This window comes from Novosphingobium sp. KN65.2 (assembly GCF_001368935.1).
GTDB classification, from domain to species: domain Bacteria; phylum Pseudomonadota; class Alphaproteobacteria; order Sphingomonadales; family Sphingomonadaceae; genus Novosphingobium; species Novosphingobium mathurense.
In genome coordinates this window covers 1-12,671 of record NZ_CCBH010000153.1, presented here as the reverse complement: position 1 = coordinate 12,671, position 12,671 = coordinate 1, and the positions used below count along the sequence as shown (strand labels likewise).

Genomic DNA, 12,671 nt, shown 5'->3' with positions numbered 1-12,671 from the left:
CTACTGTCGGAAGCGAAAACCGGGTTTGGCTGGCCACGTTTCCATTTCGGCAACGATTTCAACCTAGCATCCGGTTCGTGCGGTAGGGGGCGTTTCAAATTGATCGAAGTCGAAGTCCAGAACGAGACGCATCAGACCCAGCAGTGCCTCAGGTTTTCTGCGCTTCCACGCATCGGGGAAGGGATCAGGCTGCTTGAGCCGGACGGGTTCTGGACCTCATACGACATCATCGACCTGTGGTACCAGAAAGCCGAGTTCGGCGACATCTGGGTACCCTTTATCCATGTCCGCATGACGCCCACGGAGAGAGCCGCGAGGTCCGAGGCCGAACCCACGGTGCCGGTGGACGATCACCAGCAAGTGATCGATCAGGCCAAGACGATCGCACATATCTTGAGCGACCAGGACAATTCCTGAGACAGGGGAGTGGCAGCCATTCTTGAGGGTCTGATCAAGCGTTCCCGGCCGCACCGGCAGCCCGAGACCAACGCAGCCAAAATGCCGGAACCTGTCACGAAGCGGCGCTGCCTGCTGATCGATGACTCGCGTGTCATCCGAAAGGTCGCCCGGCGCATCCTGGAGGGGCTCGCATACGAGGTCAGCGAAGCGGAGAACGGCGAGGAAGCGCTCGTCAAATGCCGCTCGGCGATGCCCGATCTCATCATCGTGGACTGGAACATGCCGGTCATGAGCGGCCTGGAATTCGTGACCTTCCTGCGCAGCATGCAGGGCGAGCGCAGGCCCAAGGTCATGTTCTGCACCACCAATTCCAACACGGACGATATCCGCAAGGGAATCGAGGCCGGGGCCGACGAATACGTGATCAAGCCTTTCGACCAGCAATCCCTGCAGGCCAAACTCCAGCGTATCGGCGCCGCATGATTACCTTGCGCTACTCGGCCGCGATCGGGCGGGTTTCGGGAGCAGGCGAGGGAAGTGGCGCAACGTGGTACAGCCGGAATGCGACGGCGAGCGCAATCAGTACGAGAGCGCAGGTGAAGAGTCCGACCCCATTCCAGCCCACCCAGGTCCAGGCATAGCCACCGGCAGAGCCAAGAACGCTCGAGCCCATGTAGTAGAAGAACAGATAGCACGCCGTCGCCTGTCCGCGGTCCCTGCGTGCGCGTCTTCCAACCCAGGCCGAAGCGATCGCGTGCGCGGCGAAAAAGGCCATCGTAACGATCCCGATACCGGCGATAATCAGCGGCAAGGCGCTCGCCGCGGTAAGGGCGATGCCCAGGACGAAGAGAGCAAGTGGCAACCACAGGCATTTACGGGGTCCGAACTCCCCGGAGAAATGGCCTGCGACTGCGGAACTGAGCGAACCGAGCAGGTATAACAGGAAGATCAGACCGACTTGTGCCTGCGACAGGGAGTATGGCGGGGCTAGCAGGCGATAACCGGCATAATTGTAGATGCTGATGAAGGCACCCATGATCAGGAACGCCTCGAGAAACAGCCAGGGGAGGGCCTTGTCGGCGAAGAGGTGCCGAAAGCCGGCGATATAGCCACCCCAGGAGTGATGGCGTGGACTGAACTGTCGGGAAGGGGGCAGGATCTTCCAGAAGAGAGCGGCAATGATCAGTCCAGCCATCCCCGTCATGCCCAGCGCATCACGCCAGCCGAAATATTCGGTCAACACGCTGACCAGCAGTCGTCCGCTCATGCCCCCGATTGCCGAGCCGGCGATGTAAAGGCCCATCGCCCGGCCGACGGCACCGTCCTCGACCTCTTCGCTAATATAGGCCATCGCGACGGCCGGAACGCCGGCCAGGGCCAGTCCGCACAGGAACCGGGCCGCGAGAAGACTGTGCCAGTCGGACAGCAAGCCTAACAGGGTGGTCAACGCCGCTGCCGCCAGCAGCGAGGCAATCATCAAAGGTCGACGCCCCAGCTTGTCGGAAACCTTGCCTGCGACCAGCAGCACGAAGGCCATCGGCCCGGTTGCCAGTGAAACCGCAAGACTGGCTTCTTCCGCTGCCACGCCGTAAGCCCTGCTGAAGAATGGCATCAGGGGCTGAGTGCAATAGAGCAACGCGAACGTCGACAGTCCGGCAAGCAGCATGGCAATGCACAAAAGCCGATATGCGGCAGTTCCGGGCGTTATTTTCTCGGCTTCCATTCGCCTCGCTATGGGGGGCCTCCCAACAGCCTTCAATGCATGAAATGACGCCCCAACGCGCAAGACGGATAGTTGTGCGTTGGTGACGGTCCCCTTAAGTCGAACGATGTCCAGCAAGTAGTGGGTTCATGCCGAAGATTGTCGATCACCAGGCCCGGCGGCGGGCCGTTGCCGAAATCGCCGCGAAGCTCATCGCCCGCGACGGCCTCGAGGGGACCAAGGTCCGTGAGATCGCCCGGCTCGCGGGGTATAGCACCTCGATCGTCTCGCACTACTTCAAGAGCAAGCACGAACTGCTCATGTCAGCCTATCGCATGCGCATGGAAAGGACCGTAGCGCACGTCGAGACAGTATCGCGCGAGGGAAACGAACTTCTCTATTGCCTGGGAGCCGTTCTTCCACTGGACGAGGAACGGGTCGAAAGCTGGCGCATCTGGCTGGCCTTCTGGGGGCTCGCAACGGCGGATGAAACCTTTCTTCTGGAACAGCGCCAGCGCAGCCGCGAGTCCGTTGAACTGTTCCACCGTACCATCGTCAACGCTGGCGCGATGCAGGAAGGCGAGCATTCCTGGCTCGTCGCCCAGGCCCTGCTGAGCAGCGTTGCCGGGATCGCAACCCAGGCGATCTACGACCCGGAAAGCTGGCCACCGGAAAGGCAACTCGCGATCCTGAAACTCCAGATTGACAACAACATCTCCGGTTCGATGCCTCGAAGCGCTTGATCGGGATGGGTTGCGCTTCGAACAAGTCTAGACCAACGGGCTCAAGCGACCTTCACGATGGTTCAGCAGGGCATCGAGGAGATTGAGGCCCCGTTCGAGCGTCTCTTGGTCAAGGCTGCCTCCGATCGACAGTCGAATGGACCGCGAAGCAGTTTCACCAATTGCAGAAAAGCTCTCGCTCGTAACGAGTGAAACGCCAAGCGGTTGAAGCACGGAGACAAATTCAAGCGGGTTGGCCGTCGGTCCAAGGGGAATCCAGAGATGATATCCCTCAGGTGCTGCATGGTAGGTGCCGGTCGGCAGAATGCGCCTGACCATCTCCTGGCGTGCCAAGCATTCGTTGCGAACCTGGTCGACAAGTTTGCGCCAGGTCCGATTTCTCAACCACTGCGTGCAAACCGCCATGTTGAGTGGGGGAGCCATGATTGTGGTCTCGTGCACATCGGCTGCAAGGCGCAGGGCATCTCGGACATGCGGTGCGCGCAGATAAGCGATGCGCAGCGATGGCGAGATGATCTTCGAAAAACCGGCGACATGCCAGGTCCGCTCAGGTGCCAGGCTGGCAAGGGAAGGAATTTCGGCGGTATCAAGGCGGCTGTAAGGATCATCCTCGATCAAGGCCACGTCATGCCGGCGCGCAATCGAGACGATCTCCTCGCGGCGCGCCAGTGGAAGCGTCGCCGTAGTCGGATTCTCGTTCACAGGCACCAGATAGATCGCCCTGATTGCATCCCCGGTGCAGGCACGAGCGAAAGATTCAGGCGTAATGCCCTCAGCATCGCCTTCGAGAGGCACAATGCGCAGGCCGCGATTGCGGCAGATCGAAAGCCATCCGGGATAAACGAAAGGTCCCGTACAAACGGCATCGCCTGGCTTGAGTACCGAATTTGCGATCGCGTGCAGCGCTGTCTGCGCGCCGCTAGTTACTAGGACGTTGTCCTCGCTGGCCGCAATGCCCCGTTCGGCGAGCCAATCTGCGCCCGCCTGTCGGTCGACGGGTGCGCCGCCGGCCGGTTGATATTGCATCCGATTGGCAGCCGTTGAGCCTCTCAGCACTTCCCTGACCGTGTCCGCGAAATCCTCTGCAAACGAACTGTTCGCAGGGATCGGTGGAAGGTTCATGCCCAGATCGAACGGCGCAACCGAGGTCTGGATCGAAGTGACGGAAGTCTGGCCTCTTTCAAGCACGAAACTGCCCCGGCGCCCCTCAGCTTCGATAAGGCCCTTGTGACGGGCTTCGGTATAAGCGCGCGTAACCGTGCCGAGATCGACCCCCAGCGCATCGGCAAGCTCACGTTGGGGCGGCAGGCGATCTCCCGGTCTCAGGCGACCGGTTGCTATGTCCCTGGCAAGTGCGGCACTTATTGCCAGATACATCGGCCCTGCGTCGGCCCCGATCTCCGGCAACCACCTTTGGGACGATTTTTGTATTGATGCTGTATGCATGCAAACTCGTTTAGCACTTTCAGGACTGCCGCAAAACGCGAACTTGAACCTTTGGATCTTGATCTTCGGGATCGACGACCCGGGGCCTTCAACGGTCGGACTTGTGTCGCAAGTCCCGTCGGATTGACAGGCTCCATGCAGATTGACTGGCATTTATCGGACTCGGTGCAGTCACGGGCCAATCGTGCAGCCGTTTTTCGGCTCAGGTCGGAACCTAGGTCTAGTCCCGGTGAAAGAACGCAGCCCTGCCGGCAAGAACGTTGCGCGCCATTTCGCCGCCATCGTGCAAGGCAAGCGGACCGCCGGGCATCGTCTCATCCCAGAAATCTCGGTCAGCGTATTGCCTGAGCGCACCTTCGTAACGGGACAGCCTTTCTTCCTCAGCCTTCAACAGGCTCGCCGCCACCTGCACTTCGCTCAGGTCGTCGCCACCGCCGCCGAGCGCAAGGCGAGACAGGTCCGAACGGTCCAGACCATCGAAATATCGGGCGGCAGCCTCTCTCGCGCGAACGAGGAGGTCAACTCTACCGTCGGTCATGTTCATTCTTGCGATCAAGCGCGGCCTTCGCATTGAGCTGGGCCCAGAGCGATCCGGTGCCGGCCTCCTGGGCCTTGTTGACGTACTGGGAGGCGACCAGCCATCCCTTGATGTATTGCAGGGGCCAGACGCAGCCTATGGCGAGAAGCGGAAATGAGGTCAGCAGATGGACCCAGAATGGCGGCTCATAGGCAACCTGCAGCCAGACGGCGAAGAAGGTGAGCGGAAAGGCCACGATGCAAAGCGAAAAGAAGGCAGGCCCGTCGTCGGGAGCTGCAAAGCTATAGTCCAGTCCGCAGGCAGGACATTGATCGTGCAGCTTGAGCCATTTTCGAAACATGCTGGCTTCGCCGCAGCGAGGGCACAACCCCTTCACGCCGCATCGGAAGATCCAGCGAGCCTTGTCTTGACGATCGGTTTCCTGGCTGTCGGGGGCGTCGGTTTCCATAATGCAGGCTCAAACCTTCAAACATTGGCTTTGCGATTCGTCTTGTCGCATTATATGCTCGTTGTATGCATACAATGTCAATGCATAACTACCGGGGAAGCCGGCAACCTTGATCGCTGCGGATGCGGGAGCAATCAAGGTTGCCGTTGATCAAGCGCGCGCACGGACCAATCCATCTCCTTTGCCGACGCGCTGCAGATAGCGACCGGTAACGGAGCGAAGGTGACTGGATCGGGCGAGGTTGCCGGCTCCATCGAAGTCGGCAAGATGGCTGACATGATCGTACTTGACCGCAACCTGTTCGATGCATCCCCCGAAGAAGTGGGCCAGATCCGCGTCCTGCTCACGATCTTCGAAGGACGTGAGATCTACAAGATGCAGTAGCACGCGATTCCAATGCCCGGGGGCCGCGGACAATAAGCCAGGCGTTGCCGGTTCCAGCAAAAGGAGCCAACGCTGCTACCCTGACCTCCTATCAGCATTATGTTCTGAACGTTATCTCACCAACCATTGATGAGCCCAGGGTCGATCAATTCCTCGGACAACGAGCATTCACACGGATGGTTTGACCGATCCGGCGGCAGCCAATTCCGCCAGCTTGCCGCGCAGCCATGACAGACCTTCGTCATTGGTGCGGGTGGCATGGAACTGGATCATCTGGCGCATCGAAGGCAGGGCGATTGGCGACTCAGCGATGACAAGTGACAGGCGCGGCGCCATCAACTGGGCAAGCCGTTCGTGCATGAGTGCCAGGTGCTGCGTCCCGGGCAGTAGCCAGGGGGCCTGGATGAAGGAAGGTACTCGCACCTCCACCCGGCGCTCGATCCCCAGTTTCTGCATGGCTGTTTCGATGAACGCACCGCTTCCGGAAATCTGGACGGCGACATGACGACTTTCCAGCAAGGTTTCCATCGAAAGTGGCTTCTGCATTACCGGATTTTCCGACCAGCCGACTACGACGTAGCGTTCGACGAACAGCAGTTCACGGGGATGGTCCGGGTTGAGGAATGGCTCCGGCGCTATCATCAGGTCGATGTCGCCGTTGGCCAACCGCTCGCTCGCGTAGGAATCTGGCAGGACGATGTCGATTCTAAGACCAGGCGCCTCGTTCTCGAGCACTTCCAGCAAGGGCGCCATCAGGATCGTGGTTATGTAGTCGGATGCGGCTATAAGAAAGCGGCGTTGGCTCGTCGCAGGGTCAAATCCTGCGCCCGACGAAATTAGCACTCGCAGGTCGCGTATCGCAGCAGATACCTTCGGCCCGATCTCGAGAGCCTTAGGGGTCGCGATCATCTTCTTCCCATGCATGATGAAAAGTTCGTCATGAAATGCGTGGCGCAGCCGCTTGAGCGCAGCACTCATGGCCGACTGCGTGATGTTCAGCCGAGCCGCCGCCCGCGTGACGCTGCGCTCCTTGAGCAGAGCTTCCATGGCGATAAGCAGATTGAGATCGAAATTGTCCAGTCGCATGCAGGATCATTTACAAAATTTGTGAAAAATGACCAATTCAAAAAATTGGACTGATGGCAGGCCACGTGACAAATCCAATTTCGCAATCGGCTGGATAGAGAGCCGATGCACAGGAGGATACCCGCATGGCTCGACTACTATTATCCGCAAGCGCTCTCGCCCTGGCAGCAACCGGCCAGATGGCGTCAGCTCAGACAAATCAGTCGGCCACTTCCTCAGCGCAATCGTCTGACTCAGCAGTAGGCATCAGCGAGATTGTCGTTACGGCGCAACGGCGAGAGGAATCGGCCCAGCGGGCTGGCATACCGATCGACGTGGTCAGTGGCGACGAGTTGACCCGCCAGGGGGTAAACGAAGCTGAAGATCTGTCGAAGCTGGTGCCCGCGCTCAACGTGCAGTCCGCCGGCGGCGCCAACCTCACCTTTTTCCTCCGCGGCGTCGGCAATTTCACCGTCAACGGCTATTCCGATCCCGCGCTCGCGTTCAACTACGACGGGGTCTACCTGGCCCGCCCGACTTCTGCCTCCGGGGTGTTTTACGATCTGGCCCGTGTAGAAGTTCTCAAAGGCCCCCAGGGAACGCTTTACGGACGCAACGCGACTGCCGGTGCGATAAACGTCATTCCGCAAGCGCCAAAGCTCGGTGACCTGTCTGGCTACATGACCGCGAGTTACGGCAATTACGATGCGCTTACGCTGGAGGCGGCCCTCAATGCGCCCCTGAGCGAGAATGCAGCCGTGCGCGTGTCGGGCAATCTTGCGCAGCATGACGGCTACCTCTCGGACGGTACCTCTGACCAGCGTGGACGCGCGGCGCGCGTCCAACTGCTTGTCGAGCCAAGCGCCGATCTGCGAATTCGCGTGGCTGCCGACTATTCGCATGATGGCGGCAAAGGTACTGGCTCGAGTTACGCCGGACGCTACGCTTTCAATTATCAGGCCGGCCAATATGCATTCGTGCCGTCGGGGCTCGACCGCTCGGTAGGACTGTTCGATCCGGAGGCACAGGCATACCGGCAATCCCTGTTCCTCGGCGTTTCGGGACGCACGGCCGCCCCGCTCGACCAGAACGTCTATCTCGACAACGCGTTCTACGGAATCAATGCAGAGATCAGCTACGATACCGGAATCGGCACCCTTACCGTAATTCCGGCTTGGCGCCGATCCAAGCTGGATACGCGGTTCGGCAATCCCGCATTCATCGGCTGGAACCAGGAAACCGACAATCAGCACAGCATCGAGGCAAGGCTGACTGGCGATCGCGTCGGCATGTTCGATTATGTCGTCGGCGCCTATTATTTCGATGAAAGGGTGAAAGGCAACTACACCTTTGCGCAACAGGCACTCAACGCTTATCAGGACTTCGATTCCAAGACGCGATCGCTGGCCGCGTTCGGAAGGGTGACGGCCCATCTGACCGACAAGTTCCGCTTCATCGGTGGCCTGCGCTATACGGATGATCACAAGCGGTTCGACGGCCAGGCCGATGTTTTCGTCATAGTCTGCACTGCCCGAAATGCGTTCGGTGCGCCGGACTGCCCAACGGTGCCGCTGCTTCCTGTAACTGACAGCTTCACCGAACTGCAACCGCCCTACCTCATTCCCCCGGCCAATCAGGCACGGCCTATCGGCGCGACAGGGGCGATTCTGACCCATCCGGTAACGTCTGTGAACAGCGTCCTGAATTCGGGTCAGCTCACCTGGCGAGCGGGAATTGAGTACGATGTTGGACCGCAGTCGCTATTCTATGCTTCGGCCGAGCGTGGATACCGATCCGGCGGCTTCTCCCTGTCCGCGGGTTACGAAACCTATCGCCCGGAGTACCTGACCGCCTATACGATCGGCCTCAAGAACCGGCTCCTGAACAACCGCCTTCAGCTCAACATCGAAGGGTTCTGGTGGGACTACAAGGACCAGCAGATCGGCCGCGTTGGTGTCGATGCACGCGGAAACCAGGGGCAGTTCAGCCAGAACATCGGTCAGTCGCGCATCCGCGGCGCCGAAGTGGACGTGGCATTCCTCCCCGTTCGCAACACATTGCTTAGTGCGGACATCCAGTATCTCGACACCCGCTACAAGAGTTTCGTTTACCGTGAGCCGGTCGGACCATCGGGCCAGCCGCCGCTGACGGGATGCGCGACGAGCCTCGCTTCGGGTGAGTACACCATCGACTGTTCCGGATTTCCAGCTTTCAACGCACCGAAGTGGACCATCAATCTCGCGGCGCAGCAAACGATCGAGTTCGGCGATTACCGCGTAGTCGCCGGGGTCGACACACAATATCGCAGCTCGCGTTACGTGCAGGCCGATTTCCTCCCCCAGGAGCGCGCGCCCGGCAACTGGATGACCAATGCGCAGCTTTCGCTTAGCCCACAGACCGAAGCTTGGGAGATCGTCGCATTTGTTCGCAATATCGAGAACGATCGTATCCTGCTCAACACGCCAGTCTACAGCGCGGCGTCAAGCCTGCAGGAAATTACGTCCGCTCCGCGCACGTATGGTCTGCGCGCGGGCATCAAGTTCTGACATGCTGCGCACGTTTAACCGCAACTCGGCGCGAGCAGCTGCGACATGGATTGCTGCAGCACTTATCACCGTGCCGATAGCGGCCTCGGGGCAGGCGCAGGGGGGGGCGCCTGCCCAATTCATCACGCTTGGCACGATGGGCGGGCCGGTCCCGGACTCGTCACGATCGCAGCCAGCCAATGTCATCATCGCAGGACGCGATGCCTATCTCGTCGACGTAGGCGACGGGACGGCAGGGCAACTTGCGAAGGCTGGGATTGCGCTGCCTCGGGTTCGCGCAGTCTTCATTTCCCACCTGCATTTCGATCACACAGGCGGCCTTGGTGCGCTCTTGGGCCTGCGCTATCAGACCAACGCCCCGGGCAAGCTCACGATTTACGGGCCGCCCGGTACGAAGGAATTGGTCGCAGGGCTAGCGGCATCGATGGTCCCGGGCGCGACTGCGGGTTACGGCCTTCCGGGCGCCCCCTACGTCGATCCAGCCAATACCCTTGAAGTTATCGAACTGCGTGGGGACGACGATCTTATGCTAGGCCGCATACGTGTTCGGACCGTTGCCAACACGCACTATTCGTTCCCGGACGATAGCGACCTGGGTCGCCGGTTCCGTTCCCTCTCGATACGCTTCGACATGCCGGACCGCTCGATCCTCTACACCGGAGACACCGGGCCGAGCCGGGCAGTCGAGAGTTTGGCAAAGGGCGCGGACCTGCTGGTCGCAGAGATGATAGACGTCGACAGGACAATGGCCAAAGTGCGGGCCAATACGCCGAACGTGTCCGCTGATGCTGCCTCAGGCCTGATGCAACACCTTTCGAAACATCATCTGACACCGCTTGATGTCGGCAGGCTTGCGGCTGCAGCACAGGTCAAGTCGCTTGTCGTCACGCATCTCGCCGCACCGGGCGCTACTGGTACGGATGAACTGAAATACCTGCGCGACATTGCCGCCAACTTCAGTGGCCCGGCTGTCATCGCTCATGATCTGGACGCATTCTGATCTGCCCGTGCCTATGTCCATCAACTTCAGACGGTCCATCGGAGGACCGCCATTTCACGTAGTACGTCTCTGAGGCCGGGTAGCTCACGGGAGCTACCGGCCTTTCACCCCGCGACGACAATGCCGGGAAGCGCAAATCGTCCGGTAGATATTTGCCAGCTCAGGTGCAGGTCGCGACCTCGCCCGAGGTGTCAAAACGCACTGAGGTGGTACCGGAAATCTGGACAGGGTGCTAAGCTCATCCCGACGTGAGGAACGGGCGGGAATGAAGAAGACGAGAAAGCGCTACAGCGCGGAATTCAAGGCGAAGGTGGCGATGGAGGCGATCCGGGGCGAATTGACGCTGGCGGAGCTGGCAGCTGTGGAGCGGCGTGCAAAATTGGGTCTGACTCACATTCCGTGCAAATAGCGGTCATGCGTCGGCCATGATCCTTGCTTTGAGTAGGTCTATCTTGGCCCGGCCATACATCTGCCGCTTGATCGATTTGAGGCGGTTGACATTGCCTTCGACGTGACCGCTCGACCATGGACTGGAGATCGCAGCAGTTACGGCGTCTTTGTCCACTTCGACGCCAGCAGCGAAGGCGGCGAGCTTGGTGTTGGCGGCTTTGACAAGCCAAGGATCGAGGCGCGCCTCGTCCCTGGAGCGCATCATCGCATGAAACCTGTCCAGCACGTCACGTGCCACCACCAGCGCCGGTACTGCCGTTTCGATTACCGCGTTGATCATCGCTGTCTGTGCTGAGCCCGTCTCGCGTTCGGTCGTCAGGCTGCGGGCAATGGTACGAGCGCTGAGAGAAGAGCCCGCAGTATGCCCGAGCTTTTCGTCACGCCGCCGGCGGGTGGCCCACTCGCTAACTACGCGCAGTGAACCGGCAAACCCTGACGCCTTGAGACGCCGCCATAATTCGGCCCCGACGCGGCAGCCGGCGTTCCATTCGGCCTCAAGCGCGAGCGACCAGGCATCAAGTGAACTCCCGCGGCTGCGGAAGGTATCATGGCGCTGACCGCGTAAAACCTTGCGGATTGTCTGGCGCGAGACGCCCGTCATGCGCGCCATTCTCTTGATGGGCATGCCTTGCTCGGCAAGCTCGAGTATCTGCCGATTGAGCGCCTCACGGACCTGCGCACCATCCCACTGAAGGCGTTCGGCACGGGTCAGAGTCTCAGGATCGATTGGTCCCGATGGGGCCAAGGCCCGGCGCAGACAGGGCATTTCGGAGCGCACTGCAGCGAGGAAGGCGGCTGAGGCGTTTTCAAACAGATGCCAACGGTCGGCAACTTGCCGGGCCTGAGGCGCCGCTTCGGTCGCCGCAGCGATATAGCCCGCGCCGCGATCCCGGCAGATGACCTCGACTTGCTGGTTCTCTTGCAGCCATGCGATGACCGTCTCGCGCTGTCGGTCGGGTAGCAGGTCGATCACCTGACGGCGTTCCAGATCGACGATGATGCTGCCGTAGTCATGCCCGCGCCGCCATGCGAAGTCATCAATGCCGATCACTCGGGCTGGCGGTGGCGGTTCGGCCGTTGGGTCACCGCGACGCAGGACACGTAGCATTGTATCTCGCGACCAGGGCACCGCCAGTCGCGCCATCATCCGCGCGCCCGGTCTACCGCCCAACGCAACCGCCACCGCGCGAAGCAGCGCTTCGCAACGCTCGATCCGTCGGCCATATCGGCGACCAAACGCAGACGGCAACGGTTCGCTGAATGTCCTGCGTGAGCACGGCGCATGGCCGCAACGAAATCGACGCACTGACAACCGAAGCTCAACCCTGGCCCCGCTTATGGGCAAATCCGAAAGCGTTCGATCGTACCTGCTGTGGCAGGATCCTGAAGGCGTACCACAACTCGGGCAGATCCCGTGAGGAGCCGCCAGCCTGCCGAACATTTGGACTATGCCGTCCACGACCGCTCTGCGCTCCACGATCAAGCCGGGTAACGACAGCCTGCTATCCCATGCCTTCGCGACCATCGACCATTCTCCTTGCTGTGCGTCAGCAAGAATCCACCAGCTCGTGGCCGATCTTGTCAAATCTGCACGGAATGTGAGTCAGACCCAGTTTTGCGCGCCGGTTGACATCCTGGCGCGGGGCAAGAAGCGCCACTCACGCGGGGCTGGCGTTCTCATCTTGCAGGACATTATCAATGTCCGCTTGATCGCCAGGCGTGGCCATAGGTGGAGTGCTGGAAGCCCTTTAGCGATCAGCGATCTGGCGTGCCTGGCTTCACACCGCTCGTGCTCAAGGCCGACTTTCAGCCGGCAGGCCCCAATATCACGAGCCAGGTAGGTCTGAAAACAAGTGAATCTTGAGACTTCGAAGCGCTCGGATCAACCCTTCCAGGCTTTCGAGTTCGACAACGTTCGAGGCTGACAAGTGTCTGGTCGCCGCGCGTTCG

At 60.3% G+C, this 12,671-nt stretch carries 12 protein-coding genes and 1 pseudogene; 7 read left to right on the top strand and 6 right to left on the bottom strand.

Annotated elements, in window-relative coordinates; genetic code table 11:
* Window positions 1–99: 99 nt before the first annotated feature.
* Both SPHV1_RS25790 and SPHV1_RS12270 read left to right on the top strand, forming a co-directional pair.
* Complete coding sequence (locus tag SPHV1_RS25790; RefSeq protein ID WP_231634655.1) at window positions 100–417, top strand: hypothetical protein; 318 nt, start codon at window positions 100–102, stop codon at window positions 415–417.
* A gap of 81 nt (window positions 418–498) precedes the next feature.
* Window positions 499–882 carry a response regulator gene (locus SPHV1_RS12270; protein ID WP_054946385.1) on the top strand — a complete coding sequence of 128 codons (384 nt, stop codon included), beginning with the start codon at window positions 499–501 and terminating at the stop codon, window positions 880–882.
* 10 nt (window positions 883–892) lie between these two features.
* On the opposite strand, the gene SPHV1_RS12265 is transcribed toward SPHV1_RS12270, so the two are convergent.
* Window positions 893–2,065: an MFS transporter gene (locus SPHV1_RS12265; protein WP_231634660.1), complete on the bottom strand. Its 1,173-nt coding sequence runs from the start codon at window positions 2,063–2,065 to the stop codon at window positions 893–895.
* 185 nt (window positions 2,066–2,250) lie between these two features.
* Between SPHV1_RS12265 and SPHV1_RS12260 the strand changes: the two genes are divergently transcribed.
* On the top strand, window positions 2,251–2,844 hold the full coding sequence (locus SPHV1_RS12260; RefSeq protein ID WP_054946331.1) for a TetR/AcrR family transcriptional regulator: 594 nt from the start codon (window positions 2,251–2,253) through the stop codon (window positions 2,842–2,844).
* Between the two features lie 27 nt (window positions 2,845–2,871).
* Here the strand turns inward: SPHV1_RS12260 and SPHV1_RS12255 are convergent, their stop codons facing one another.
* The 3 genes from SPHV1_RS12255 to SPHV1_RS12245 all read right to left on the bottom strand — a co-directional run bounded on the left by SPHV1_RS12255 (window position 2,872) and on the right by SPHV1_RS12245 (window position 5,276).
* Window positions 2,872–4,443 carry a PLP-dependent aminotransferase family protein gene (locus tag SPHV1_RS12255; RefSeq protein WP_231634654.1) on the bottom strand — a complete coding sequence of 524 codons (1,572 nt, stop codon included), beginning with the start codon at window positions 4,441–4,443 and terminating at the stop codon, window positions 2,872–2,874.
* 67 nt (window positions 4,444–4,510) lie between these two features.
* Entirely contained in the window at window positions 4,511–4,828 is a 318-nt protein-coding gene (locus SPHV1_RS12250; RefSeq protein WP_054946329.1) for a hypothetical protein, read from the bottom strand.
* A complete protein-coding gene (locus SPHV1_RS12245; RefSeq protein ID WP_054946328.1) occupies window positions 4,815–5,276 on the bottom strand; it encodes a DUF983 domain-containing protein in 462 nt (153 codons plus the stop codon). Before SPHV1_RS12245 ends, SPHV1_RS12250 begins: the two co-directional genes overlap by 14 nt.
* 171 nt (window positions 5,277–5,447) lie before the next feature.
* On the opposite strand from SPHV1_RS12245, the pseudogene SPHV1_RS24455 reads away from it, so the two are divergent.
* Window positions 5,448–5,660 (top strand): annotated as a pseudogene (locus SPHV1_RS24455) (amidohydrolase family protein); the annotation flags it as partial.
* A 168-nt stretch (window positions 5,661–5,828) separates the two neighbouring features.
* Here the strand turns inward: SPHV1_RS24455 and SPHV1_RS12240 are convergent.
* Window positions 5,829–6,746 carry a LysR family transcriptional regulator gene (locus tag SPHV1_RS12240; protein ID WP_054946327.1) on the bottom strand — a complete coding sequence of 306 codons (918 nt, stop codon included), beginning with the start codon at window positions 6,744–6,746 and terminating at the stop codon, window positions 5,829–5,831.
* 125 nt (window positions 6,747–6,871) lie between these two features.
* Between SPHV1_RS12240 and SPHV1_RS12235 the strand changes: the two genes are divergently transcribed.
* The 3 genes from SPHV1_RS12235 to SPHV1_RS25465 all read left to right on the top strand — a co-directional run bounded on the left by SPHV1_RS12235 (window position 6,872) and on the right by SPHV1_RS25465 (window position 10,680).
* Window positions 6,872–9,271 carry a TonB-dependent receptor gene (locus tag SPHV1_RS12235; protein WP_054946326.1) on the top strand — a complete coding sequence of 800 codons (2,400 nt, stop codon included), beginning with the start codon at window positions 6,872–6,874 and terminating at the stop codon, window positions 9,269–9,271.
* 1 nt (window position 9,272) lies between these two features.
* Window positions 9,273–10,271 (top strand): MBL fold metallo-hydrolase, encoded by a 999-nt coding sequence (locus SPHV1_RS12230; protein WP_054946325.1) that lies wholly within the window; start codon window positions 9,273–9,275, stop codon window positions 10,269–10,271.
* A 265-nt stretch (window positions 10,272–10,536) separates the two neighbouring features.
* Entirely contained in the window at window positions 10,537–10,680 is a 144-nt protein-coding gene (locus SPHV1_RS25465; protein ID WP_176168069.1) for a hypothetical protein, read from the top strand.
* 3 nt (window positions 10,681–10,683) lie between these two features.
* Here the strand turns inward: SPHV1_RS25465 and SPHV1_RS12225 are convergent, their stop codons facing one another.
* Window positions 10,684–12,246 carry an ISL3 family transposase gene (locus SPHV1_RS12225; protein ID WP_079730977.1) on the bottom strand — a complete coding sequence of 521 codons (1,563 nt, stop codon included), beginning with the start codon at window positions 12,244–12,246 and terminating at the stop codon, window positions 10,684–10,686.
* Between the last annotated feature and the right edge of the window lie 425 nt (window positions 12,247–12,671).

Bases quoted from the DNA above. Each gene is read 5' to 3' on its own strand.
- SPHV1_RS12270 (WP_054946385.1), top strand. From the start codon at position 499: ATGCCGGAACCTGTCACGAAGCGGCGCTGCCTGCTGATCGATGACTCG.
- SPHV1_RS12265 (WP_231634660.1), bottom strand. From the start codon at position 2,065: ATGCTGCTTGCCGGACTGTCGACGTTCGCGTTGCTCTATTGCACTCAG.
- SPHV1_RS12260 (WP_054946331.1), top strand. From the start codon at position 2,251: ATGCCGAAGATTGTCGATCACCAGGCCCGGCGGCGGGCCGTTGCCGAA.
- SPHV1_RS12255 (WP_231634654.1), bottom strand. From the start codon at position 4,443: ATGCCAGTCAATCTGCATGGAGCCTGTCAATCCGACGGGACTTGCGAC.
- SPHV1_RS12250 (WP_054946329.1), bottom strand. From the start codon at position 4,828: ATGACCGACGGTAGAGTTGACCTCCTCGTTCGCGCGAGAGAGGCTGCC.
- SPHV1_RS12245 (WP_054946328.1), bottom strand. From the start codon at position 5,276: ATGGAAACCGACGCCCCCGACAGCCAGGAAACCGATCGTCAAGACAAG.
- SPHV1_RS12240 (WP_054946327.1), bottom strand. From the start codon at position 6,746: ATGCGACTGGACAATTTCGATCTCAATCTGCTTATCGCCATGGAAGCT.
- SPHV1_RS12235 (WP_054946326.1), top strand. From the start codon at position 6,872: ATGGCTCGACTACTATTATCCGCAAGCGCTCTCGCCCTGGCAGCAACC.
- SPHV1_RS12230 (WP_054946325.1), top strand. From the start codon at position 9,273: ATGCTGCGCACGTTTAACCGCAACTCGGCGCGAGCAGCTGCGACATGG.
- SPHV1_RS25465 (WP_176168069.1), top strand. From the start codon at position 10,537: ATGAAGAAGACGAGAAAGCGCTACAGCGCGGAATTCAAGGCGAAGGTG.
- SPHV1_RS12225 (WP_079730977.1), bottom strand. From the start codon at position 12,246: ATGGTCGCGAAGGCATGGGATAGCAGGCTGTCGTTACCCGGCTTGATC.